Here is a 23624-nt window from a genome sequence, read left to right as displayed (position 1 = left end):
ACGTTCACTCCTCTGCAACTGTCACGTGTACGAACTCGATGTAGACCGGATCAGGTATATGCATTTCTGCTAGCAGTGCCAAACCGCCACTTTCCGGACTTACCGCATAGGATCGAACTTGATGGCCTGGACGATCAGCCACCAGCATGAATTCCCCACAGGGCGCAAAGGAAAAACTCCGGGCAGCCAAACCTGGATGAATGGAACGCGCCAAGCGAATGGATCCAGCTCGACGTAGTTGGCCATCAGCAATAACTTCGAACCAAGCCAGGGTATCTTCACCGCGATTATTGACATAAACAAACCGGCCGTTCGGATGAACACGGACTTCTGCAGGTTCGTTCAGGCCAGTAAACTGATCACTCACCGTTGAACAGCGGCCCAGTACGCGAAGCTGTGCACTGTCAACATCAAAAGCCAAGGCGACAATCTCCGATGACAACTCGAGGGTCAAATACGCCCTTGTTGGTGAGGTAAATGCGATGTGCCTAGGCGCGGTCTCGGCTTCGAACTGACAGGTAGATACCAGCCTGGGCTGCGGTTCAACCGAGTACACATAGATACGATCGGTTCCTTTGTCGCACACCAGCAAGTATTGCTCGCTTGGGTCGACTACCGCGCTATGGGCGTGGGGGCTGGCCTGCGCATGGCCGCCGTTTTGTGGGGAGTTGTTCGGGTCGGTCCCGTGACCGTCCATGACCAATACATCTTCGATAGTTGCCAGCTGACCATCATTCTCAACACCGTACACCACGACAGTAGAATCATCGTACTCGTAGTGGCTGCTCCAGCCGCCATCCGGGTTGCGTACCACCTTCTCAACATGCTGAAAATCACCATGGTTTGCGCTAAACAACAAATGTCGCTTCGGACTATAAGCGAGAAAGGTGGGTCGCGGCCCCGGCGCTTTTAGCCAGTTCAAAGGCGTGAGCGTACCGTCTCTACGGTCAACCCGTAGTGCATGGACCGCAGCTGGAGGGTTTACAGGCCCACGACCATCGGTTTTGCGCTCATCAACGACATACAGTGTCGAGGTTTCAGCGGCATAAACCAGATAGCCCGCTTCAACCGGGGAGGGTTGACGATTGACAACTTTAAGCTCGGTTCCGTGTGCACAGATACGAAGCTGATAAACTCCACCGCCCTCGGCACCGGGATGAGCGCCGTAGGATCCGATATAGGCCATCAGTTGGACAGCGCTCTTCGAATACATCGTCATACACCCAGCAACCTGCGGAGCATTTCATGATGGCGACGAACCTGCTCAACCTCGTCCATCATTTCGGCCCGCGTGCGATCCTGAAAATAGCGTTGACCTTCATATTCGGAGTTGATGTAGCCGTCAAACCCGCCCGCTTGTAGCGCCTGGAGCGGCGAGCAGTAATCCATGGCGGCGTCTTCATAAGTACCAGGGGAGCCAGGTACCTCAGACATGTAATTAAACTTGCCATGTATACTTACAACCTGGGGCGCCATCTGCCGGAGCAAATCAGGGTTGGTGCGAGAAAGCATGAGCGCTTCGACCACGACGGTGTAATCCAGCTCGCAAGGCTGAGCCACACACTCTTGGGTGATCGCGCTGATGCCACTGAAAGCTGCCCGGAATTCGGCTTCGCACTCGCCACTGTTGAGATAGCGTTTAAAGCCCGATCGCAGGTTGCCAGCGGTGTGGTAGGACATATCGATGGCTGCAAACGGTGCCTGGCCAGCCGTGAGTTGCTCAGCCAGCTCAACCGAGGCGGCACAAGCCTTTGGGCTGGCGCCCCGACGCTCGAACTGATCCAAAATGACTTGGGGTGGACGGGTCTGGAAAATTCCAAAGTCCGGGACGATACCCAGATGTCGTGTTCCAGTACGAGCCACGAATTCGAGGATCTCGGTAACCTGCGAACCTTCCAAGGGCATCGGCTGATGAATTTCCTTACCTAACCGGATGTCCAGTTGTTCCGCCAATGGCAGCGCGCGAATCATCACGTCCAGGGGGCAAGTCGAGAGCACTCGGACATTGCGGAAACCCAGCCGCTTGGCCAATCGGAGGTCATGACGGAGACGTTCGGCGCACTCCTCGTGGTCCATCACATGGTCTCGAAACTGCAGCACGTCGAACGACACATCCATTGTCACAGGAACAGTCTGGTAACGATCCATCCAGCCGAACCACCGTTCAACGAATTCAGCGCCAGGATCTGGATAGCGCAACGACATTTCGTCGACTATCTCAATGCCATTTGCGCCAGGAAGGTTCTCACCGACCTCCCGTATCTGAGCTTCGAGATCCAGCTCTTTGAAGAACTGCGACTGCTGGTAGCTGTAGAGAGAGACACCCAGTTTGATCGCCATCAGTGCTCTCCTCGCTCATTCAGTTCCAGCAGATAGGTAACAATGTGTGGGGTTTTGTCGGAGCCGGCACCAGTGCCAGGCTTAGGCGGGTTTTTAACCCACTCCTCATCAGTGGGCATATAGCCATATGAAGCCAATACGGACTGCTGGAAGCGCAGGGTATGAACACCCGGTGTCAAACCACCGGGGGAGGAAATATGCAGTATGGCTTCGTCGTCATAATCCCAATGTTCGTGCACCGCCAAACGTGTTTCCCCGAAGTCTCTGGGGGGAGCGCCATTTATTTCGAATGTTTGCTGACAGACAGGATATTCAACCCCGTCCACTTCGATGTAATAACCGTTGTGCAAAGACAGATATACGCCACGATAATTGGCATTTCGAACGGCAATGGAAAAACCCACCACCTCACCGTTGCGCGTCTGGTTTTTCAGGCTGTCTGCCCTTACCAGATAATTGTCAAACATAGGTATTCCTCTCAGCAAAAGATGGGTCCCAGGCTCAGCCTTGAACGACATCTTTGTCATTGAACATGAAGATCCAGATAAGCATATTGGCGATCACGACTGCGATAGGAACGGCCCACATCACAGTCCACGCCTCAGGTCCTGATGCGATGTTGGGCGCCACGTAATGCCCATAGACAGTGCCGGAAATGATCGAACCGATTGCCGCCCCCACCCCGGAGAACACCAGAATCACCCAGCTCTGCGCCTGAGCTGCCAGATGTGCAGGGGCCAGACGATCGATGTACATGGCCGCAATCACTACGCAAAAGTCGTTGCAGATACCGTGCAGTGCCACGCCTATCACTGCGAGTCCGTTTCCATGCTCGGGCGCCAGGCAAAAAAGCAAAAACCGCACTGCCCACATCGCGATCCCGACCAGCAACGTCCACTTCATACCAATTTTCGAAAGCACGAAGGGGATGGTTGCAATGAATACCACTTCAGATAGCTGGCCGAGCCCGAGCGTGCCGGCCACGTTGGTAATCCCCAACGCTGAAAGGTACGCGGCACTAAAAGCGTTGTAGATACCTAGTGACACCGCAGTCAGCAGCGAGCAGATCAACAGAACTGTAAAATTGCGGTTACGAAACAGGGAAAATGCCTTGGCCCCGACCAAGTCCCCCAGTGTCATTGGACCACCACGCAAGGGCGGCGGCGTAGCTGGCAGGAACAGAGCGTAAATACCCAGTAGAAAGCTGCCAGCCGCCGCAACGGTGAAGATCGAAGTAGAGGCCGACAATCCAGCCCAGCCAATACAGAGCCCGGACAACACCCAGCCAAGGGGGGCGAATATGCGGATATAGGCAAAGCTCATACGGCTTTCGCCCAGATGCCGCAGAGAGATTGAGTTCACTAGGCCCAACGTTGGCATGAACAGCAGCATGTAGAAGAAAATCAGCGCCAGGAAAACGCCAATTGAGTGCAATTCGATGATCCTTGGCAGGACGACCAGCGCTACGGCTCCAAGTAGGTGAGCCAGTGCCAGCACTCGCTGTGACTCCATGAAGCGGTCGGCGATTGCACCCAGGCACAGTGGCGAAACCATCGCTGCCAGCGCGCATAGCAAGTAGGTCGGACCGATGTAAGCAGCCCACCCTTGACTATGGAGTACCAGTCCCAACGTAGCGAACCAGGCACCGAACACTACAAACTCAAGCAGCATCATGATGCTCAGCTGGATAAACACCGCTCGCTGGCCAAAACCCTTTTCGCAAGGCGAGTCTGCGAGCAGATTCACCGACAATCGTTTGATAGTCATAAGCCCAACTTTTCGTTTGTTATTGTTGTCGACGGGGTTAACCCAGTTTTCAGTTTAGAGCTGGCCGCGCGAACGCTCCGCAGCAATGTATTCACAGGCACGAACGGTCAGCGCCATAAGCGTAAGCGTGGTACCGGCGCAACCGCCGGTCACAAAACTGCTGGCATCCGTTACGAACACATTTGGCGCTTCCCAACATTGGTTGTGGGGGTTGAGGATGGACGTAGCAGGATCATTGCCCATCCTCGCCCCGCCACTTTCATGAATGGCCGCTCCCATGGCCATGCTTTTGCGGAAGTTACTGCGAAAGAGAAAACGGCTAATGGGATCAGCATCAGGGAAAGCACCACCACCCCCCTCCTTCAAACCCAATGCCGAGCCGTTGAACTCCATCTTCAGCCCAGCGTTACTGGCCATTTCCTCGATGCTGCAAACCTGCTGGGCCAACATCGCCAGCTCATTTCGATGCATCCTGCAGTCGATGTGGGGGATAGGCATTCCCCAACGGTCGCTGCGCTTTGGATTCAACGTGATGGTGTTGTCAGCGTAAGGCAGCATTTCACCAAACCCCATGATGCCGAACTTTGCATCGCGCTCTGCCGGGGTGTAGAGACGGCCAATGGTGCCCTGGTACGCATACCCACGGACAAAATCACCGTGGGTAGGCCGATCCAGATTCTCGAAGCGGGGTATGTATATCCCCCCCGACACGCCATAGAAGGGGTCAGCTGGCACAGAGTCATCAAGCTCCGCGCCTTTATGCCCAGGCACAGTTCCCATAATGAGGCTTGGCACCTGATCCATGAAATAGCGCCCCAGAACCCCACTTCCATTACCAAGACCCCCGGGATGCTTGGTACCAGCGGAATTCAACATCAACCGTACGGTTTCGATAGGAGACGCGCACAGGACCACGATGTTTGCCTCAACCTCACGGCGCTCTCGGGTATTGCGATCAACAAAGCTGACACCAGTTGCCTTGCCGGAAGCTGGGCAGGTGATTACCTGCTGCGCAATGGCATCGGTTCGTACGGTCAGAAGACCAGTGGCGGTTGCGGCCAAGATCGGTTGAGGAACACGCTTGATGTTCGGCGGCATGTATCTCCAAGCAATTGGCTGGCGGTCTGGCCAGTGCTGCATGGTTTTCCGCTTGAATTCGCTTTCGGCAAGAGAAAGTTTCGACAGACCTGCGAAGTTCCCATCCGGGACATTCTTGACATGATCAGGGCAACCGCGAATGCCAAGGAACCCTTCGACCTGATCGTAGTAGGGAGCCAGATCTTCATAACCGATTGGCCAATCTTCTCCTTGCCCATCTCGGCTGGCCGCTTTGAAATCGTAGTCGGACCAGCGCAACAGCATGCGCCCGTAGGTATGCAGACGCCCTCCCAATTGCTTGCCGCGGATCCACAGGAACGGATGCCCGCTGGGAGTGCTGTAGGGGTGCTCACGATCATTGACGAACAGGTGGCTCAACTGCTTGGCATACATTGCCACCTTCGACTGTACAGGCTGCCCGGCGAGAGCAGCTTTTGCGCGGGCCCACAGCTGCATTCCCTTCTCGCGAGGGCCTGCGAAATCCGTTTTGAAATCTTCTGCAGTGATAGCACGGCCGGCCTCGAGCAACAGTACCTCAAACCCACGCTCCGTGAGTTCCTTCACAGCAAATCCACCGGCAGCGCCAGACCCCACCACCACCACGTCATACTTATTTTTGTTCATTTTTTCCCGCTTCATGGCCGAATTGGATCATCACAACCCTTTAGAAACGGATGAAATGAACCATAACCTGATTTTTATACGATTTTTTATCATCTAAACCAGAATGGTTCAACACCCTTTTATCCGACCCTGCAGGACGCAGACGTGCGTCCAGAAGGAAAAAGAAATCTTACTTAATCGTTTAATCTGATCAATATCATGGCTTTATAGAATTTTTCGCGCACAAAACGGCCATTTTGGCCCTGAAGTAAAAATCTGGAGGGGGCAGATAGGGTTTAGTCTTGGCGGGAACAGGATTGAACAATCAATGATCGTTCATTACGTCTTAGAGGGCTTGTACGAGGTCCGAGGAGACCGGGGAACCCATCATCCAATCTGGCAACTGGGCGATACCGCGCCCCAGATGAGCCAATGCGCAAGCGACGCTGCCCAGTGCCACTGCGTCGCCAATTTCTGCCAACACCAAGCGAGTCGTCAGAGAAATAGTGAGCATATTTTGCATTTCCGGAGAAGACCGCATGCTATCGATCACCATGTCACCTGCAGTACTCAGCAGTCCACCGAGAGCGATAGTGCTTGGCGCGATGACGCGAGCCGTATTGGCGACCGCGCGTCCGAGATTGAGCCCAGCCTCAAACAGCACCCTTCGGCAGGCCGCGTCACCTTGACGGGCCGAGTCGATGACAGCCCTCAAGGAAGTTTGGGGACTTTCCGAGGTATACAGCGCGGTTAGAATTGCACGCTCGGAAACGAGCGAGTGCAAGCAGCCACGCCCGCCGCAGAAGCACACGGGGCCACCATCAACCAGAGCCATATGCCCGACCTCTCCAGCGACACCGGTACCACCTCGGTAGATCTTGCCGTTGAGGATCAGGCCACCGCCAACGCCCTGGGCACAATACAAGTAGAAGAAATCCTCGCAGCCACGCCCACAGCCCCAAGTCCACTCCCCGTAAGCCGCTTGGTTGGCGTCGTTATCGACAAGCACAGGGACACCCAAGAGCGCTTCCAAATGGTGGCTGAGCTTAAGGCCACGCCAACCGGGGAGCCGGCCGGCGGCCCATTCCACAATCGCTCCCGTGCTCCGATCAATGGAAGCCTGGATGGCCACCGAAACGCAGGCCAGTTTCGCTTGATTCACGCCAGAGATCTCGCCTAGGTATCGCAGCAATTGAACCACGCCATCAGGGCAGTTCAAGACATCGCGATTTTGATCGGTTTCCAGAACATGTTCGAAACGCAATCCACGATCAAAGTCAAAAAGAACACCTCTCAGGGCCTGCGCCTGAACCTCTACGGTAGCGATGGCATCCACCCCAACGCCTAGAGTGACCCAAGCTTCTTTTCTGTTCTTTTGCTGAAGGCTGACCACCCCTTCGCTCAATAAACGTTTGACAACGTTATTAACCGTACCCTTCGAGAGCCCCGTCATCCGCACAAGCTCAGCTTGTGATTGCGGGCCTTTCGAACGTAACACCGACAGTACTTCCTCGACGCTGCCTGTGCGGCTTTGCTGGGCGGAAGGCGATGAATCATTGAGCATAGAAGAGACACCGGTCGGGCAAGAGGGTCATGTATGGTACACGGCGCGGATTGCCAGAACACCACCCGAGCGCCTGAACTTGTCGTAGATAGAGCGCTCACCAATGTAGGGCAAATATCCTTGGCGAAGATGCGCAAGATTTGCGACGGCGCGCTCTGCGCCTCTCGCTGATACTCATGCAGCGAAAGGCGACCTGCGGGTAGCAGCCAAACGACATACGCTTCTGCCGACCGGCCTGGTAGTAGCGGAAATGCCCGATCTTCCCGCCCTACATCGTGACATTGAGAAACAAGCCATCAGGGAGCGAGTTGGGCATGTCCAATCCTGAGCTCAATCCTTAACTTAAATGCCGGACACTGCCGGTTTTCAGTGATTTCCAGGCACAAAAAAAGAGGCCTTTCGGCCTCTTCTTTGTGATCCCAGCGACGCACTGCGGATCGAATTTTGGAGCGGGAAACGAGACTCGAACTCGCGACCCCGACCTTGGCAAGGTCGTGCTCTACCAACTGAGCTATTCCCGCGTCGTGATGGGTGCCATTCTAGCGATTTCTAAAACAGCGTCAACCCCTTGATTCAAAAAACTTTTATTTTTGTTCCGAGCCTTCGCGCAGGTGCGGCCAGGCAGCCAGCAGGTAGTGCGCCATCGACCACAACGTCAGCCCCGCCGCCACCAGCAACAATGCATAACCCAGAATCACCCAGAAGGTCATCGCCGGCGGGTTGGCCAGCAGGATCACCAGCGCCAGCATCTGTGCGGCAGTCTTCCACTTGCCCAGGTTGGACACCGCCACATGCGCCCGCGCGCCCAGCTCGGCCATCCACTCGCGCAGTGCCGACACCACGATCTCACGGCCAATGATGACGGCCGCCGGCAGCGTCAGCCAGAAGTTGGCGTGGGTCTGCACCAGCAGCACCAGCGCCACTGCCACCATCAGCTTGTCGGCCACTGGGTCCAGGAAGGCGCCGAACGGCGTGCTCTGCTGCAGGCGACGCGCCAGGTAGCCGTCCAGCCAGTCGGTGGCGGCAGCTACGGCAAACACACTGCTGGCGGCCATATAGCTCCAGTGATAGGGCATATAGAACAGCAGGATGAAGATCGGGATGAGCAGGACGCGTAGAACGGTGAGCAGGTTTGGAATATTCATCGGTACGACTGGCTGCAAGTTGAGCCCGGCATTCTACTCGCTATGCAGGCTGGCATAAATCGACTCGGCAAGCTTTTTACTGATGCCGGGGGCTTTGGCGATTTCATCGATACTGGCGCGGTTGAGCTCCTGCAGCCCGCCGAAGTGTTTCAGCAGGTCGCGTCGACGCTTCGGCCCTACCCCGGCCACGTCCTCCAGGCTGGACACCCGGCGGGCCTTGCCACGACGGGCACGGTGGCCGGTAATGGCAAACCGGTGGGCCTCGTCGCGGATCTGCTGGATCAGGTGCAGGGCTGGTGAGTCGCCTTTAAGGGTGAACTCGTGGTGCACATCGTTCAGGTACAGGGTTTCAAAGCCGGCCTTGCGGGTAACGCCCTTGGCCACGCCGAGCAGGGTCAGATCGGTGAAGCCCAGTTCCTGCATCACGTCGCGGGCCATGTTCAACTGGCCCTTGCCGCCGTCTACCAGCAGCACGTCGGGCAGCTTGCCCTCACCGTCCTTGATACGCCCATAACGGCGGGTCAGGGCCTGGTGCATGGCGGCGTAGTCGTCACCGCCGGTGACGCCTTCGATGTTGAAGCGGCGGTAGTCGGACTTCAATGGGCCTTCGGGGCCAAACACCACGCAACTGGCCACCGTGGCTTCACCGCTGGAATGGCTGATGTCGTAGCATTCCAGGCGCTGCGGCACTTCGTCCAGGCCCAGCACTTCAGCCAGGGCCTCGAAGCGCGCGGCCATGTGCTGGCGGTTGGCCAGGCGGGCGTTAAGCGCCTGCTCGGCATTGGTTACCGCCAGTTGCTGCCAGCGGGCGCGGGTGCCACGCACCCGGTGGCTGATGGTCAGCTCGCGGCCACGCAGTGTGTGCAGGGCCTCGGTGATGGCGTCGAAGTCTTCGTGCACCACGTTGACGATCAGTTCGCCAGGCAATTCGCGTTCGGCGTTGCCCAGGTAGTACTGGGACAGGAACGCCGCCATCACCTCGGCCACCTCCTCTTCAATACCAACCTGCGGGAAGAAGTTCTTGCTGCCCAGCACCCGACCGCCGCGCACGCTGATCAGGTGCACACAAGCACCACCGGGGTTGACGAAGGCGGCGATGACGTCGACGTCGCCGCTGCCACCCTCGATGTATTGCTGGTCCTGCACACGGCGCAACAAGGCGATCTGGTCGCGCAACTCGGCGGCCTTCTCGAAATTGAGTGCCATGGCGGCCGTTTCCATCTCGGCATTCAGCTCGTTGCCCAGTTGCTGGCTGCGGCCTTCAAGGAACATCACCGAATGGCGCACATCTTCAGCGTATTCCTCAGCGGTTACCAGGTCGGTGCAGGGCGCCTTGCAGCGCTTGATCTGGTATTGCAGGCACGGCCGGGTGCGGTTGGCGTAGTAGCTGTCTTCGCACTGGCGCACCGAAAACGCTTTTTGCAGCAGGCTGAGGCTTTCGCGGATGGCGCCCGCGCTGGGGTATGGGCCAAAGTAACGGCCCTTGGCCTTTTTCGCTCCACGGTGAATGCCCAGCCGCGGGAACTCGCCGTCGGACAGGAACACGTAGGGGTAGGACTTGTCGTCGCGCAACAGGATGTTGTACGGCGGGCGCCATTCCTTGATCAGGTTCTGCTCCAGCAGCAACGCCTCGGTTTCGTTGGCGGTGATGGTGGTTTCGACCTGGGCGATACGGGCTACCAGCGCGGCGGTCTTGGGCGCCAGGCCGGTCTTGCGGAAATAGCTGGCCAGGCGCTTCTTCAGGTTCTTGGCCTTGCCCACATAAAGCAGGCGGGCTTCGCCGTCGAACATCCGGTAAACGCCCGGGCGACCGCTGCAGGTCGCCAGGAATGCGCTGGCATCAAACACTTGGGACATGAGGTTTTACAGGCTTGCGTCAACCATGCCGTGGCGAACGGCCAGCAAGGTCAGTTCGACATCGCTGGTGACCGAGAGTTTTTCAAAGATCCGATAACGGTAAGTATTGACGGTCTTGGGCGAGAGGCACAACTTGTCGGAGATGATCTGCACTTTCTGGCAGCCGACAATCATCAGGGCAATCTGGATTTCCCGCTCCGACAACGCATCGAACGGCGAGCCCTGCGGCTGGAACGGTTTCAGCGCCAGCTGCTGGGCGATTTGCGGGCTGATGTAGCGCTGGCCGGCAAACGCCAGGCGGATGGCCTGGACCATTTCGTCCAGGCCTGCGCCCTTGGTCAGGTAGCCGGCCGCGCCGGCCTGCAGCAAGCGCGTGGGGAACGGGTCCTCTTCGCACACGGTCACGGCTACGACCTTGATGTCCGGGTGGCTGCGCAGCAACTTGCGGGTGGCCTCCAGGCCACCGATGCCGGGCATCTTCACGTCCATCAGCACCACGTCCGGCTTCAGCTCGCGGGCCAGCTTGAGCGCGGACTCGCCCGAATCACCCTCACCCACCACCTGCAGGCCATCGATGTCGGCCAGCATGCGGGTAATACCGGTTCGTACCAGATCGTGATCGTCGACCACTAAGACCCTAATCAAGCACACACCTCGTTAACAGGGCGATTGGATCCCGCCACCTTAACAAAATTTTTCACGGTGGGCCTAACGCATTGCTTCTGTAAGAAACGCCTGACGTTCAACGGTGACAGGTCTCACTGTTTGCCTAGGCTTTCTATCGCTGCTCAAGCGGCCCAACAGGTGCCAGAGTGCCAACTGGTCGTCCACTGGCAACTGCCGGAAGGCGCCCAGCAAATCCGACTCGTCCTGGCTGAGCCCCTCTAGCGGGACCGGCATGCGAATGCCGCTAAGCACGTACAGTGCGTCTACCCCCCTGGCTGCCAGTGCCGCCAGGTAATCGACCCGTGGCGTACGCTCGCCGCTTTCGTACTTGCCCTGGGCGTTGGGTTCTACCCCACCGATATCGCCAAACACGCGCTGGGTCATGCCCAGGCGCTCACGCTCTTCCCGTAGCCGCGGACCAAATCCGTTCATCGTGGGCTTCTCCTTATCCCGAATCACGTTCATCCTCTGCCGACCCGCTTGCGGGCCACCGTGAACACATAGGCTCACTATGCCCCTGCGCTTCGATCGCGACAAGCCATCATTACGCTACTAGCCAATTGTGCGTTGCATTCGCACAAAGCACGCGTCCTCACCCATTTCGACAAAGCCGTGGCGCTGGTACAGCAGCCGTGCCGGGTTGCTGCGAAACACCATCAGCCGCAGCAGCGGCAGGCGCCGTTGTCTGGCCCACAAGGCAAGCTCCTCCAGTACCCAGCTGCCGACGCCACGCCCACGGTGTTCGGGTAGCAGGTGCAGTTCGCGGATGAACAATGCCTGGCGGTCCTGGCTGAGGCTGCAGAAACCCAGCAGGGTGTCGCCTTCAGTTACTAGCCACTGCTCGCGCCAGCCCCAGGCTTCGTCAAACGCCTCCTCGATCCACAGCAGGTCGTATTCGCGGTAGTACGGCAGCATGGCGCGGCGGGTGAGGTTGCGAGCGAAGGTGCAGTGGTTGTCGTTTGCGGGGGTTAGTTGTGGTGGCATCAGGACGGCTCTTGGGTTTGGCAGGTCCGGCCTCATCGCCGGCAAGCCAGCTCCTACAGGGACCGCGCAAGACTCAGCAATAGTGCAGTACCTGTGGGAGCTGGCTTGCCGGCGATAGGGCCGGTAGAACCGGTATCAATCATCGGGCATAACACACGGGCGAACTACCGGGCCCACGCCTGTCCAGCTCATCTTCCAGCCAGTCAGCCAATACGCGGGCATTGTTGTGCTCGGTGTCCTTGCCCGCATAAAGCAGGGTAAGCGGGCCCTTTGCGGCCAGGTCCAGCAGCGGGTACCAGTACTCGGGGTGCGCAGCCAGTTCTTGCTGGTAGCGCCGGGCAAAACCGGCAAAGTCGACCTCACCCTGATGAAACGCCTTACGCAAATCATTTGAAGGCGCCACTTCGCGCAACCACTGCCCATGCAAGTCTTCCTTGCGCTTGTTGCGCGGCCACAGGCGGTCGACCAGCACGCGCTGGCCATCGTCGCCGGTGACCGCATCGTAGACACGCTTGCAGCGGATCATGGGGTTCTCCTGTACTTACCGTCCGTCTTGAGCCTAGATAATTCATTGATCGAGGTCACGGTCGGGTTACGAATTGTTTCTATGCTCAAGGCCTTCGGCAACTTGCCCAATGCCACCGGAGCCAGCCGACCCGCGACAGACGCTGGCCCTTTTCATTGCCGAACCCAAGGCCACCCCGCAACTGGTCCCGGCACTGGCAGCACTCACTGGCATCATCGGCGAAGAAGTCAAAGGTTACGGCTCGATCAAGCGCATTCCTGCCGAGGCCATGGCCAATGTGCGCAATGACATGTACCTGACCAGCGAAGCCATCCGCCTGATCGAGAAAAACCGGCTGGTCGCATTCGATGCCGACACACGTAGCCATGTGCAACTGTTCAAGACCCAACTGGATGACGCCACGCGCTACATCCCGCTATGGGTGAAGGTGGCCGTGGCCATCGCACTGGGATTGGGGACCATGGTCGGCTGGCGGCGCATCGTGGTGACGGTGGGCGAGAAGATTGGCAAGACGCACTTGAGCTATGCACAAGGTGCTCCGGCGGAGGTCGTTGCCATGTGCACCATTGGCGCAGCGGACATGGTCGGCTTGCCAGTCTCGACCACCCACGTGCTGAGCTCGGGGGTGGCCGGGACCATGGTGGCCAATGGCTCGGGGATTCAGAGGCGCACGTTGTTCAACTTGCTGATGGCCTGGGTGCTCACCCTGCCAGCGGCGATGCTGTTGGCCGGGAGCCTGTACTGGCTACTGAACCACATCTTCTGAACCTGTACACCATCCCCTGTGGGAGCGGCTTTAGCCGCGAATAACCCAACGCGGTGCATGGCACCGGCTGCGCCGGTGTTCGCGGCTAAAGCCGCTCCCACAGTGTCCCTGCTAATTCAATGAGTTATGTGCAGTTCCATGACAGCGGGTTTACCTGCTCAGCCCGGGATTTGCAGGCCTCGCTGCACCGCCGGCCGCTCAATGAACCTGGCCAGCACCCGCTGCACTTCCTTGAACTGGTCGAACCCCACCAGCTCACGCGCCTTGTAGCGCTCCACCAGGTTGCGCACCCAAGGGAAGATCGCGATGTCGGCAATGCTGTACTCGTCCACCATCCACTCCCGGCCTTGCAAATGCCGGTCCAGCACGCCCAGCAAGCGTTTGGACTCATTCACATAGCGGTCACGCGGACGCTTGTCCTCGTATTCCTTGCCCGCAAAGAAATGGAAGAACCCGACCTGGCCGAACATCGGCCCGATGCCGCCCATCTGGAACATCAGCCACTGCATGGTCTGGTAGCGCTGGGCAGGGTCCTGGCTCAGCAGTTGCCCGCTCTTCTCTGCCAGGTACTGCAAGATTGCCCCGGACTCGAACAGCGGCAGCGGCTGCCCGCCCGGCCCGTTGGGGTCGAGGATGGCCGGGATCTTGTTGTTGGCGCTGAGCGAGATGAACTCGGGGCTTAGCTGGTCATCGTTGTCGAAGCTGACCTTGTGCGGCTCGTAGGCCAGGCCGATTTCTTCGAGCATGATCGATACCTTGACGCCGTTGGGCGTTGGCAGCGAATACAGCTGCAGCAGTTCGGGGTGTTTGGCGGGCCACTTGCGGGTAATGGGGAAAGCACTGAGATCGGTCATGATCAACCTTGCCTGGGGAATGAACCTGTCACTCTAGAGACATCCCCGGCCGCTGACCATCACCGACCACTCATCAGCGATGGCAACTCAGGCCTGGCCGTGGGCCTTGAGCTTGAGCTTTTCGGTGTCGACGCGGACGAACACCGAGTCGGCAGTCACGGTCAGCACATCGCCGGCCCATACTTCGCAGATCACCCGGCTTTTGCGCCCTACTTCGCCCTCCACTCGCGCCTTGAGCACCAGCTCGATGCCCATCGGCGTGGGTTTCAGGTAGGTCAGGTTAAGGGTGCCGGTAACGCAGTCGATGCGCGGCAGGCTGCCCGGCTCGCGGCCTTCGTTGCGGTAGTGGTAGGCCATGGCCGTCCAGTTGGAGTGGCAGTCGACCAGCATCGCCAACAGGCCACCATAAACCAGGCCTGGCCAGCCAATGAAGGTGCTGTCGGGCGCATGGCGGCACAACAGGTGAACCCCGTCGTCATCCCAATGGCTTTGCAGGTGCAGGCCGCTGGGGTGGGAGCAACCGCAGCCGTAGCAGGTGCCGTCGGGTGCCGCGAGGGCCTGGAGCGAAAGGGGTTGGTCGTTCATACGCTTCCTGTGCTTATTGATATGGGGGCGCGCAACGCCCCCATTAAAGCAGAAACATCAGGCGGTCTGGGCAACCACCTTGGCGCGCCGCTGGGTCAGCGAAACCAGCAGGATGAACGCGGTCACACCGGCGGTCATCAGCGTTTCATAGCGATAGGCATCACTGAACAGCATGTAGCCAAGCACCATGGCGATGGTGCCGATCACCAGCCAGGTCAGGTACGGGAACAGCCACATCTTCAGTTCCAGCGGGCGCCCTTCGCGTTCGGCGCGGGCACGCATGCGCAGTTGCGACACGGCAATGACCAGGTACACCAGCAAGGCAATGGCGCCCGTAGTGGACAACAGGAAGCCGAAGACCTTACCGGGGAACACATAGTTGACAAAGCAACCGGCAAAGCCTGCCAGGGTGGAGAAGATGACCGCCACGGTCGGCACGCCGGAACCGGAAATACGCTTGGTCACGCTCAGCGCCTGGCCACGCGCGCCCAGCGAATAGAGCATGCGCGAGGCGGTGTACAAGCCCGAGTTCATGCAGCTGGTCACGGCCACCAGCACCACCAGGTCGACCAGCAGCTTGGCGCCCGGCACGTTCAGCACTTCCAGTACCCGCTGGAACGAACCAACCGCTTTCAGCTCGGGGTCGTTCCAGGCCACCAGCGACACCACCAGGAAGATCGACGCCAGGTAGAAGATGGCGATGCGGTACACCACCAGGTTGGTGGCACGGCGGATCTTGTCTTTCGGGTTGGCGGTTTCGTCAGCAGCAATGGTGACGATTTCGGCACCGAAGAACGAGAAGATGGTAATCAGCACGCCACCCAGCACGGTACCAAAGCCGTTGGGCATGAAGCCGCCGTTGTCCCACAGCCGGCTGACGCCGGACACCTCGGCCAGCGGCCAGAAGCCGAACACCGCCAGGGTGCAGACACCGATGAAACCGATGATTGCCACCACCTTGACCAGGGCGAACCAGTACTCGAAGGCACCAAAGTTTTTCACGCTGACCAGGTTGGTACCCGACAGCACCAGCATGATCAGGAAGGCGAACAGCCAGGACGGCACGCCAGGGAAGTAGGCATGCAGGATATCGGCACCAGCAATGGCTTCTACCGGAATGATCAGCACCCAGAACCACCAGTACAGCCAGCCAATGGTAAAGCCCGCCCAAGGGCCGATGGCCTCGGAGGCGTAGGTGGAGAACGAGCCGCTGCTGGGGTTGGCGATGGCCATTTCACCGAGCATGCGCATCACCAGCAGCACCAGCAGGCCGGTCATGGCATAGGAGATGAGGATGGCCGGGCCGGCGGTGGCAATGGCGTTGGAGGAGCCGATGAACAAGCCAGCACCGATGATGCCGGCGATGGAAATCATGGACACCTGACGCGAGGTCAGGCCGTGCTGCAGGGAACGTTGTTTCTTGTTGTCTTGCGAAGCCATGAAGAACCCTCGAATGGGTCGGCCGCGGCATGGCGGCTGAAGGTCGGAGCAGATTTCTTATTAATTTCTGATGCGTGTTGTTGTTGTTTTGCAGATGCCGGAAGCGGGTACTGACCTCCTCTTCGCATGACCGGTTGTAATCGTTGATCCAGGTCAGTATTAATCTATAGGCCGGGGTCAACAAACGACCTTTTCGAACCACATGATTCCGTTTCGGAATGAACTTCTTCCTTTTTTGCTCGGTATTTGCCCGTCATGTCCAAACGCCTGATGCCTTCGACCACCGCCCTTCAGTGCTTCGAAGCGGCTGCCCGCCACCTCAGCTTCACCCGCGCGGCCCAGGAACTGCACCTGACCCAGAGCGCCGTCAGCAAGCAGGTGGCGCAGCTTGAGGACATGCTCTCTCACTCGCTGTTCCAGCGCATTCGCCGGCGCCTGCACCTGACCCCTGCCGGCGCGCTATACCTCACCGAAGTGAACAAGATCCTCACCCAGATCGACATTTCCAGCCGCTACATCCTCAGCTATGGCGACGAGACCGAAGTGCTGCGCATTGCCACCCAGCCCACCTTCGGCGCACGCTGGCTGGTGCCCAAACTCAAGGGTTTCGGCGACCGATACCCCCGAATCCACCTGGACGTACGCAACGAACTGGAGCCATTCGACCTGGTGCAGGCCAAGGCCGACATCGCATTCTTCTTCGGCCAGGGCACCTGGCCGGGGGCAACCTGTATCGAACTGTTCAGCGAAGAAGTGGTGCCGGTGTGCAGTCCGCAATTGCTGGCCAACCACCGTTTCGACAGCGCCCAGGCGCTGACCGAGCACCGGCTGCTGCAGTGCGTGTCGCGGCCGGAGGCCTGGCATGAATGGTTCCTCGGGCTGGGCTTGCATAGCCAGAACAGCTACCACGGGCCGCGCTTCGACACGTTCTACCTGTGCATTCGCGCGGCCATCGCGGGCTGCGGCATTGCCCTGATTCCGCGCTATCTGGTGGCCGAGGAGCTGAGCGAGGGCAAGCTAGTGGTGGCCTGGGACCACCCGGTGGCGAGCAATGGCCGGCACTTCATTGCGCATGCCGAGCATGCCGCCGAAGTGCCCAAGATTCGGGCCTTTGTGCAGTGGATTCGGGAGCGGGTGGCGGAGGGGGATTGAGTTAGCCTGTACCGGCCTCTTCGCGGGCTTGCCCGCTCCCACAGGATCACCGCAAGTTCGAACACTGTGCAGTACCTGTGGGAGCGGGCAAGCCCGCGAAGGGGCCGGCACAGCCAACACAAATAATGGCCAGATCACGAATCCATGGAATGACCGCAATCGAATAATTCGTTTGCGGAATAACCCGCCAACACGCTTGGATAATAAGAAACTCGAACAAGGTCCCGCGTGCCCATGAACCAGGAAAGTATCAGCCAGTCCATTGCCATCGTTCACCCGATCACACTTTCCCATGGCCGCAATGCCGAAGTCTGGGACACTGACGGCAAACGCTACATCGACTTCGTCGGCGGTATCGGCGTACTCAACCTGGGCCACTGCAACCCGGCCGTGGTCGAGGCCATCCAGGCCCAGGCCACCCGCCTCACCCACTACGCCTTCAACGCAGCACCCCACGGCCCGTACCTGGCCCTGATGGAGCAACTGAGCCAGTTCGTACCGGTCAGCTACCCGCTGGCCGGCATGCTCACCAACAGCGGCGCGGAAGCGGCGGAAAACGCTCTGAAAGTGGCCCGCGGTGCAACCGGCAAGCGCGCCATCATCGCCTTCGACGGCGGCTTCCACGGCCGCACCCTGGCTACCCTGAACCTCAACGGCAAGGTCGCCCCGTACAAGCAACGGGTCGGCGAACTGCCCGGGCCGGTGTACCACCTACCCTACCCCAGCGCCGATACCGGGGTAACCTGCGAACAGGCACTCAAGGCCATGGACCGCCTGTTCAGCGTCGAGCTGGCGGTGGAAGACGTAGCAGCGTTCATTTTCGAGCCGGTACAAGGTGAAGGCGGCTTCCTCGCCCTTGACCCGGCCTTCGCCCAGGCCCTGCGCCGTTTCTGCGACGAGCGCGGCATCCTGATCATCATCGACGAGATCCAGTCGGGCTTCGGCCGCACCGGCCAGCGCTTCGCCTTCCCGCGCCTGGGCATCGAGCCCGACCTGCTGTTGTTGGCCAAGAGCATTGCCGGCGGCATGCCGCTGGGTGCAGTGGTGGGGCGCAAGGAAGTGATGGCGTCGCTGCCCAAGGGCGGCCTGGGGGGTACCTATTCGGGCAACCCGATTGCCTGTGCGGCGGCGCTGGCCAGCCTGGCGCAGATGACCGACGAAAACGTCGCCACCTGGGGTGAGCGTCAGGAGCAGGCCATTGTCAGCCGCCACCAGCGCTGGAAAGCTTCGGGCCTGTGCCCTTACATCGGCCGCCTGACCGGCGTGGGCGCCATGCGCGGCATCGAGTTCGTCAATGCCGATGGCAGCCCGGCCCCGGCGCAACTGGCCAAGGTCATGGAAGCGGCGCGGGCCAAAGGCCTGCTGCTGATGCCAAGCGGCAAGGCGCGGCACATCATACGCCTGCTGGCACCGCTGACCATCGAGGCCGAGGTGCTCGAAGAAGGGCTGGATATCCTCGAGCAATGCCTGGCGGAGTTGAACTGAGCGTTACAGGCCCAGCTCTGCCGGGGTGAGCATGTCGGATTCGAAGGCAATCCAGCCGCCTTCGAGTTCGGCGTGGCCGTTGACGATCGGGCCGTAGTAGGTCAGGCCGTTCTCCAGGGTCACGCAGATGTGCGTGGCGTTCTTTTCGGGTGCCGCGAGCGTACCGACGAAATGCACCTTCTTCAGGGTTTCGGTCACCGCCTCCAGGCCAACGCGCATGTTGGGGTTTTCCGAGGCCTCGGTATCGCCCCCGCGGTCTTCGGCGCTGATGGTGACGGTGGCGATGTACGGGTACTTGGTGCTCAAGCGGGGTTACCTCAGTGGGTGTTTGGCGGATGGGGGCGTAGAGTACGGCAGGCGGTCTCGGTTGTCTCTACCGGCCTCTTCGCGGGCAAGCCCGCTCCCACAGGGATAGCACATTGCCTGTGGGAGCGGGCGCGCCCGCGAAGAGGCCAGCCCTGCAAAAGGTGATCTGCAGGCCCCGATCTGTTAGGGTGCCCGCCGATGCACGCCACACCACACGAGGACCCCACGTGAGCGCCGAAGAACCCCTGATCGCCGACCTGTTCGATGTCGACAAACGCCTGTCCCTCAAGCCCGTCGTGGACTTCAACAGCTACCTGCGCAACGCCTTCGGCGAAGGCCCGTGCCGCTGCCATCGCTGTGTGGAAGGTGCCGACCAGAGCACCTACAGCCACGCCCACAGCTTCACCTTCGATGGCCGCCAGTGGCACCGCCGCTTCGCCAGCACTGCCGGCAGCGACGTCGCCCAGGTGCTGAAAAAGGCCTGGCTGTCGTACACCAAGGCCGACCTGACCCTGATCGGCGCGCTGGACCTGACCACCCTCAAGACTTTCACCGAAGCTACCCTGCACGCGCGCCTGCTGGCCCTGCTGCCCGCCAGCGGCCTGGCCCGCGAAGTGGATGGCCAGTGGATGCTGCAAGCCCAGGCCGACTGACGGCCCGGCGGCACGGCAGGATTCCACCGGTCTGCTAACGTGGTGGAATCCGCCCAGCCGCAGGTAGTCCGCCATGGCCCGCACAACGCCCATCGAGCTGTACCGCAATATCGGCATCGTCGCCCACGTTGACGCCGGCAAGACCACCACTACCGAGCGGATCCTGTTCTACACCGGGGTCAACCACAAGATGGGCGAAGTGCACGATGGTGCCGCGACCATGGACTGGATGGCCCAGGAGCAGGAGCGCGGCATCACCATCACCTCGGCGGCGACCACGGCGTTCTGGCAAGGCTCGACCAAGCAGTTTGCCGACAGGTACCGTTTCAACATCATCGACACCCCCGGCCACGTCGACTTCACCATCGAGGTAGAGCGCTCACTGCGCGTGCTCGATGGCGCCGTAGTGGTATTCAGCGGTGCTGACGGCGTAGAGCCGCAGTCCGAGACGGTGTGGCGCCAGGCCAACAAGTACCACGTGCCGCGCCTGGCCTACATCAACAAGATGGACCGCCAGGGCGCCGACTTTTTGCGTGTGGTCAAACAGATCGACCAGCGCCTGGGGCACCACCCGGTGCCGATCCAGCTGGCCATTGGCAGCGAAGAGCATTTCATCGGCCAGATCGACTTGGTGAAGATGAAGGCCATCTACTGGAACGATGCCGATAACGGCACCAGCTATCGCGAAGAAGAGATTCCTGCCGAGCTCAAGGCGCTGGCCGATGAATGGCGCGCGAAAATGGTGGAGGCCGCAGCCGAGGCCGATGACGAACTGACCCTGAAGTTTCTGGATGGCGAAGAACTGAGCATCGAAGAAATCAAGGCGGGCCTGCGCAAGCGCACCCTGAACAACGAAATTGTACCCACCATCCTCGGTTCCTCGTTCAAGAACAAGGGCGTGCCGCTGATGCTCGATGCGGTCATCGATTACCTCCCTGCCCCGTCGGAAATCCCGGCCATCAAAGGCACCGACCCCGACGACGAAGACAAGCACCTGGAGCGCCACGCCGACGACAAGGAACCGTTCTCGGCGCTGGCCTTCAAGATCGCCACCGACCCGTTCGTCGGCACCCTCACCTTCGCCCGCGTCTATTCCGGTGTACTCAGCTCTGGCAATGCGGTGCTCAACTCGGTCAAGGGCAAGAAGGAACGTATTGGCCGCATGGTGCAGATGCACGCCAACCAGCGCGCCGAAATCAAGGACGTGTGCGCCGGCGACATCGCCGCGCTGATCGGCATGAAGGACGTGACCACCGGCGATACCCTGTGCGACATGGACAAGCCGATCATTCTTGAGCGCATGGACTTCCCCGACCCGGTGATTTCCGTGGCGGTGGAGCCCAAGACCAAAGCCGACCAGGAAAAAATGGGCATCGCCCTGGGCAAACTGGCCCAGGAAGACCCGTCATTCCGCGTGCGCACCGACGAAGAAACCGGCCAGACCATCATCTCCGGCATGGGCGAGTTACACCTGGACATCATCGTCGACCGCATGCGCCGCGAGTTCAACGTCGAAGCCAACATTGGCAAGCCGCAGGTGGCTTACCGCGAAAAAATCCGTAATACCTGCGAGATCGAAGGGCGCTTCGTACGCCAGTCTGGCGGCCGTGGCCAGTATGGCCATTGCTGGATCCGCTTCGCCCCAGGCGATGAAGGCAAGGAAGGCCTGGAGTTCATCAACGAGATTGTCGGCGGCGTGGTACCCCGCGAGTACATACCGGCGATCCAGAAGGGCATCGAAGAGCAGATGAAGAACGGCGTACTGGCGGGCTACCCGCTGATCAACCTGAAGGCAGCAGTGTTCGACGGCTCGTACCACGATGTCGACTCAAACGAGATGGCCTACAAGATCGCTGCGTCCATGGCCACCAAGCAACTGTCGCAGAAAGGCGGCGCGGTGCTGCTGGAGCCGGTGATGAAGGTGGAGGTGGTAACGCCCGAGGAGTACCAGGGCGATATCCTTGGCGACTTGAGCCGGCGCCGCGGCATGATCCAGGATGGTGACGAAACGCCGGCCGGCAAGGTAATCCGGGCCGAGGTGCCGCTTGGCGAGATGTTCGGCTACGCCACCTCGATGCGCTCGATGACCCAAGGCCGGGCCAGCTTCTCGATGGAATTCACCCGCTATGCCGAGGCCCCGGCGAGCATTGCCGATGGCATCGTCAAGAAGAACCGCGGGGAGTAGCCGGTTTTCCTGCACTGGCCTCTTCGCGGGCACGCCCGCTCCCACACACTGACCGCAGGCCCAAGCATTGTGTGCCCTCTGTGGGAGCGGGCGCGCCCGCGAAGAGGCCGGTGCAGGCAGCAAACGGCTTCAGTGCTGCTCACCCGCCCGCTTCAACAGCTTCTTGCACCGTTCCGACAAATGCACCACACGCAAATGCTTGCCCGCCTTGGCATAACGCTCGCGCAGGGTCTTCAACGCAGCAATCGCCGAGTAGTCGACAAAACTCAGGTGCTGGCAATCCAACGTGACCTTGCCGGGATCATTGGCTGGGTCAAACTGGTTGAGGAACGGCGCAGTCGAGGCAAAGAACAACGTGCCATGCACCTGATAATGCTTGCCCCCCTCCTCATCCACATGGCTATCGGCATACAGTTCGCGCGCATGCTGCCAGGCAAAGTTCACCGCCGCGATGATGATGCCGAACATTACCGCCATGGCCAGGTCGGTAAACACCGTAACCACGGTGACCGCAATGATCGCCAGCACATCATTGACCGGCACCTTGTGCAGCACCCGCAACGACGCCCAGGCAAAAGTCTGCTGGGCCACCACGAACATCACCCCTACCAGCGCTGCCAGCGGAATACGCTCGATCAGCGGCGACAGGAACAACACGAACAGCAGAATCATCACGCCCGCCACCACGCCAGACAACCGGCCACGGCCATTGGAGCTGAGGTTGATCACTGTCTGCCCGATCATCGCGCAACCACCCATGCCCCCGCACAGGCCCGAAACCATGTTCGCCGCACCCAGTGCCACGCACTCGCGGTCCGGGAAACCACGGCTCTCGGTAATTTCGTCGGTCAGGTTGAGGGTAAGCAGGGTTTCCAGCAGGCCGACCATGGCCATCAGCACCGCGTAGGGGGCGATGATCTTCAGGGTTTGCATGTTCCAGGGTACATCCGGCAGCGCCAACCCCGGCAGGCCACCGGCGATGTGCGCCATGTCACCCAGGGTGCGGGTAGGCAGCCCGAGCAGGTAGACCAGCAGGCCAACGCCCAGGATCGCCACCAGCGCTGGCGGCACCGCACGGGTGAGTTTCGGCAGCACGTAAACCACCGCCATGGTCAGCACCACCAGGCCGATCATCAGGTACAGCGGCGTGCCACTGAGCCAGTGTTCGCCGTCCTTGAAATGCTCCAGCTGGGCCATGGCGATGACGATGGCCAGACCGTTCACGAAACCGAGCATTACCGGGTAAGGCACCAGCCGCACCAGCTTGCCAAGGCGCAACACGCCGAACAGGATCATGACTACCCCGCCCAACAGCACCGTGGCCAGCAAGTACTGCGCGCCGTGCTGCACCACCAGCGCAACGATCACCACCGCCATCGAGCCGGCAGCGCCGGAAATCATCCCCGGCCGGCCGCCAAACAGTGCCGTCAGGGTACAGATGATGAACGCGCCATACAGGCCCATCAGCGGGTTGAGGTGAGCCACCAGGGCAAAGGCGATGCACTCGGGCACCAGGGCAAACGAGGTGGTCAGGCCTGCGAGCAGGTCGGCGCGTAGACGGGCGGGTTTCATGGGCATCCTGAGAGGCGGTCCGGGTGGACGGTACAAAAAACAAGGGGCGCGATGTTACGTAATTTGTCTGGCAGCG

General features: G+C 59.9%; 21 protein-coding genes, 1 tRNA gene and 1 pseudogene. 5 read left to right on the top strand and 18 right to left on the bottom strand.

Annotated elements, in window-relative coordinates; genetic code table 11:
• Window positions 1-4: 4 nt before the first annotated feature.
• The 13 genes from ACIQUI_RS06840 to ACIQUI_RS06780 all read right to left on the bottom strand — a co-directional run bounded on the left by ACIQUI_RS06840 (window position 5) and on the right by ACIQUI_RS06780 (window position 12550).
• On the bottom strand, window positions 5-1219 hold the full coding sequence (locus ACIQUI_RS06840; protein WP_403196301.1) for a lactonase family protein: 1215 nt from the start codon (window positions 1217-1219) through the stop codon (window positions 5-7).
• Window positions 1216-2340: a sugar phosphate isomerase/epimerase family protein gene (locus tag ACIQUI_RS06835; RefSeq protein WP_403196299.1), complete on the bottom strand. Its 1125-nt coding sequence runs from the start codon at window positions 2338-2340 to the stop codon at window positions 1216-1218. Before ACIQUI_RS06835 ends, ACIQUI_RS06840 begins: the two co-directional genes overlap by 4 nt.
• A complete protein-coding gene (locus ACIQUI_RS06830; protein ID WP_403196297.1) occupies window positions 2340-2807 on the bottom strand; it encodes a DUF6379 domain-containing protein in 468 nt (155 codons plus the stop codon). Before ACIQUI_RS06830 ends, ACIQUI_RS06835 begins: the two co-directional genes overlap by 1 nt.
• A 34-nt stretch (window positions 2808-2841) precedes the next feature.
• Window positions 2842-4107, bottom strand: a complete 1266-nt coding sequence (locus ACIQUI_RS06825; RefSeq protein WP_403196294.1) for an MFS transporter — start codon at window positions 4105-4107, stop codon at window positions 2842-2844.
• Window positions 4108-4161: 54 nt separating this feature from the next.
• Entirely contained in the window at window positions 4162-5844 is a 1683-nt protein-coding gene (locus ACIQUI_RS06820; RefSeq protein WP_403196291.1) for a GMC oxidoreductase, read from the bottom strand.
• Between the two features lie 310 nt (window positions 5845-6154).
• Window positions 6155-7372, bottom strand: a complete 1218-nt coding sequence (locus ACIQUI_RS06815; RefSeq protein WP_403196289.1) for an ROK family transcriptional regulator — start codon at window positions 7370-7372, stop codon at window positions 6155-6157.
• A gap of 445 nt (window positions 7373-7817) precedes the next feature.
• A tRNA-Gly gene (locus tag ACIQUI_RS06810) sits at window positions 7818-7893 on the bottom strand.
• Between the two features lie 63 nt (window positions 7894-7956).
• The gene (gene pgsA / locus ACIQUI_RS06805) at window positions 7957-8517 is read right to left on the bottom strand and encodes a CDP-diacylglycerol--glycerol-3-phosphate 3-phosphatidyltransferase (protein ID WP_403196287.1); all 561 of its coding nucleotides are present in this window, start codon (window positions 8515-8517) and stop codon (window positions 7957-7959) included.
• Window positions 8518-8550: 33 nt separating this feature from the next.
• Window positions 8551-10374 carry an excinuclease ABC subunit UvrC gene (gene uvrC / locus ACIQUI_RS06800; protein WP_403196284.1) on the bottom strand — a complete coding sequence of 608 codons (1824 nt, stop codon included), beginning with the start codon at window positions 10372-10374 and terminating at the stop codon, window positions 8551-8553.
• Between the two features lie 6 nt (window positions 10375-10380).
• Window positions 10381-11019: a UvrY/SirA/GacA family response regulator transcription factor gene (gene uvrY, locus ACIQUI_RS06795; protein ID WP_003251380.1), complete on the bottom strand. Its 639-nt coding sequence runs from the start codon at window positions 11017-11019 to the stop codon at window positions 10381-10383.
• 63 nt (window positions 11020-11082) lie between these two features.
• Window positions 11083-11472: a helix-turn-helix domain-containing protein gene (locus ACIQUI_RS06790; protein WP_403196281.1), complete on the bottom strand. Its 390-nt coding sequence runs from the start codon at window positions 11470-11472 to the stop codon at window positions 11083-11085.
• Window positions 11473-11592: 120 nt separating this feature from the next.
• Window positions 11593-12024: a GNAT family N-acetyltransferase gene (locus ACIQUI_RS06785; RefSeq protein WP_403196278.1), complete on the bottom strand. Its 432-nt coding sequence runs from the start codon at window positions 12022-12024 to the stop codon at window positions 11593-11595.
• Window positions 12025-12163: 139 nt separating this feature from the next.
• On the bottom strand, window positions 12164-12550 hold the full coding sequence (locus ACIQUI_RS06780; protein WP_403196275.1) for a DUF488 domain-containing protein: 387 nt from the start codon (window positions 12548-12550) through the stop codon (window positions 12164-12166).
• Between the two features lie 121 nt (window positions 12551-12671).
• On the opposite strand from ACIQUI_RS06780, the pseudogene ACIQUI_RS06775 reads away from it, so the two are divergent.
• Window positions 12672-13316: pseudogene (locus tag ACIQUI_RS06775) on the top strand (inorganic phosphate transporter); the annotation flags it as partial.
• 158 nt (window positions 13317-13474) lie between these two features.
• Here ACIQUI_RS06775 and ACIQUI_RS06770 read toward each other — a convergent pair.
• From ACIQUI_RS06770 to ACIQUI_RS06760, 3 genes are all read right to left on the bottom strand, one after another.
• Window positions 13475-14170, bottom strand: a complete 696-nt coding sequence (locus tag ACIQUI_RS06770; protein ID WP_403196272.1) for a glutathione S-transferase N-terminal domain-containing protein — start codon at window positions 14168-14170, stop codon at window positions 13475-13477.
• 87 nt (window positions 14171-14257) lie between these two features.
• Entirely contained in the window at window positions 14258-14755 is a 498-nt protein-coding gene (locus ACIQUI_RS06765; protein WP_403196269.1) for a PaaI family thioesterase, read from the bottom strand.
• Between the two features lie 57 nt (window positions 14756-14812).
• Window positions 14813-16195, bottom strand: a complete 1383-nt coding sequence (locus ACIQUI_RS06760; RefSeq protein ID WP_403196266.1) for an amino acid permease — start codon at window positions 16193-16195, stop codon at window positions 14813-14815.
• Window positions 16196-16450: 255 nt separating this feature from the next.
• Here ACIQUI_RS06760 and ACIQUI_RS06755 point away from each other — a divergent pair, with 255 nt between their 5' ends.
• Both ACIQUI_RS06755 and ACIQUI_RS06750 read left to right on the top strand, forming a co-directional pair.
• Window positions 16451-17347: a LysR substrate-binding domain-containing protein gene (locus ACIQUI_RS06755; protein ID WP_012273282.1), complete on the top strand. Its 897-nt coding sequence runs from the start codon at window positions 16451-16453 to the stop codon at window positions 17345-17347.
• A gap of 234 nt (window positions 17348-17581) precedes the next feature.
• Complete coding sequence (locus ACIQUI_RS06750; protein WP_403196262.1) at window positions 17582-18832, top strand: aspartate aminotransferase family protein; 1251 nt, start codon at window positions 17582-17584, stop codon at window positions 18830-18832.
• Between the two features lie 3 nt (window positions 18833-18835).
• Here ACIQUI_RS06750 and ACIQUI_RS06745 read toward each other — a convergent pair whose 3' ends face one another.
• Complete coding sequence (locus ACIQUI_RS06745) at window positions 18836-19138, bottom strand: hypothetical protein (RefSeq protein WP_201199645.1); 303 nt, start codon at window positions 19136-19138, stop codon at window positions 18836-18838.
• Window positions 19139-19365: 227 nt separating this feature from the next.
• On the opposite strand from ACIQUI_RS06745, the gene ACIQUI_RS06740 reads away from it, so the two are divergent.
• Window positions 19366-19791 (top strand): hypothetical protein, encoded by a 426-nt coding sequence (locus ACIQUI_RS06740; RefSeq protein WP_403196260.1) that lies wholly within the window; start codon window positions 19366-19368, stop codon window positions 19789-19791.
• A 73-nt stretch (window positions 19792-19864) separates the two neighbouring features.
• Window positions 19865-21976 carry an elongation factor G gene (gene fusA / locus ACIQUI_RS06735; protein ID WP_403196257.1) on the top strand — a complete coding sequence of 704 codons (2112 nt, stop codon included), beginning with the start codon at window positions 19865-19867 and terminating at the stop codon, window positions 21974-21976.
• A gap of 129 nt (window positions 21977-22105) precedes the next feature.
• Here fusA and ACIQUI_RS06730 read toward each other — a convergent pair whose 3' ends face one another.
• Entirely contained in the window at window positions 22106-23548 is a 1443-nt protein-coding gene (locus ACIQUI_RS06730) for a SulP family inorganic anion transporter (protein WP_403196255.1), read from the bottom strand.
• Window positions 23549-23624: the final 76 nt, after the last annotated feature.

The organism is Pseudomonas sp. NPDC090592, assembly GCF_044769185.1.
Taxonomy (GTDB): domain Bacteria; phylum Pseudomonadota; class Gammaproteobacteria; order Pseudomonadales; family Pseudomonadaceae; genus Aquipseudomonas.
Note: the sequence above shows the minus strand (reverse complement) of the source record. Positions and strands in the feature narration are given on the sequence as shown.

Excerpts from the sequence above, each read along its gene's own strand:
- ACIQUI_RS06840 (WP_403196301.1), bottom strand. The coding sequence starts at position 1,219 with ATGACGATGTATTCGAAGAGCGCTGTCCAACTGATGGCCTATATCGGA.
- ACIQUI_RS06835 (WP_403196299.1), bottom strand. The coding sequence starts at position 2,340 with ATGGCGATCAAACTGGGTGTCTCTCTCTACAGCTACCAGCAGTCGCAG.
- ACIQUI_RS06830 (WP_403196297.1), bottom strand. The coding sequence starts at position 2,807 with ATGTTTGACAATTATCTGGTAAGGGCAGACAGCCTGAAAAACCAGACG.
- ACIQUI_RS06825 (WP_403196294.1), bottom strand. The coding sequence starts at position 4,107 with ATGACTATCAAACGATTGTCGGTGAATCTGCTCGCAGACTCGCCTTGC.
- ACIQUI_RS06820 (WP_403196291.1), bottom strand. The coding sequence starts at position 5,844 with ATGAAGCGGGAAAAAATGAACAAAAATAAGTATGACGTGGTGGTGGTG.
- ACIQUI_RS06815 (WP_403196289.1), bottom strand. The coding sequence starts at position 7,372 with ATGCTCAATGATTCATCGCCTTCCGCCCAGCAAAGCCGCACAGGCAGC.
- pgsA (WP_403196287.1), bottom strand. The coding sequence starts at position 8,517 with ATGAATATTCCAAACCTGCTCACCGTTCTACGCGTCCTGCTCATCCCG.
- uvrC (WP_403196284.1), bottom strand. The coding sequence starts at position 10,374 with ATGTCCCAAGTGTTTGATGCCAGCGCATTCCTGGCGACCTGCAGCGGT.
- ACIQUI_RS06790 (WP_403196281.1), bottom strand. The coding sequence starts at position 11,472 with ATGAACGGATTTGGTCCGCGGCTACGGGAAGAGCGTGAGCGCCTGGGC.
- ACIQUI_RS06785 (WP_403196278.1), bottom strand. The coding sequence starts at position 12,024 with ATGCCACCACAACTAACCCCCGCAAACGACAACCACTGCACCTTCGCT.
- ACIQUI_RS06780 (WP_403196275.1), bottom strand. The coding sequence starts at position 12,550 with ATGATCCGCTGCAAGCGTGTCTACGATGCGGTCACCGGCGACGATGGC.
- ACIQUI_RS06770 (WP_403196272.1), bottom strand. The coding sequence starts at position 14,170 with ATGACCGATCTCAGTGCTTTCCCCATTACCCGCAAGTGGCCCGCCAAA.
- ACIQUI_RS06765 (WP_403196269.1), bottom strand. The coding sequence starts at position 14,755 with ATGAACGACCAACCCCTTTCGCTCCAGGCCCTCGCGGCACCCGACGGC.
- ACIQUI_RS06760 (WP_403196266.1), bottom strand. The coding sequence starts at position 16,195 with ATGGCTTCGCAAGACAACAAGAAACAACGTTCCCTGCAGCACGGCCTG.
- ACIQUI_RS06755 (WP_012273282.1), top strand. The coding sequence starts at position 16,451 with ATGTCCAAACGCCTGATGCCTTCGACCACCGCCCTTCAGTGCTTCGAA.
- ACIQUI_RS06750 (WP_403196262.1), top strand. The coding sequence starts at position 17,582 with ATGAACCAGGAAAGTATCAGCCAGTCCATTGCCATCGTTCACCCGATC.
- fusA (WP_403196257.1), top strand. The coding sequence starts at position 19,865 with ATGGCCCGCACAACGCCCATCGAGCTGTACCGCAATATCGGCATCGTC.
- ACIQUI_RS06730 (WP_403196255.1), bottom strand. The coding sequence starts at position 23,548 with ATGAAACCCGCCCGTCTACGCGCCGACCTGCTCGCAGGCCTGACCACC.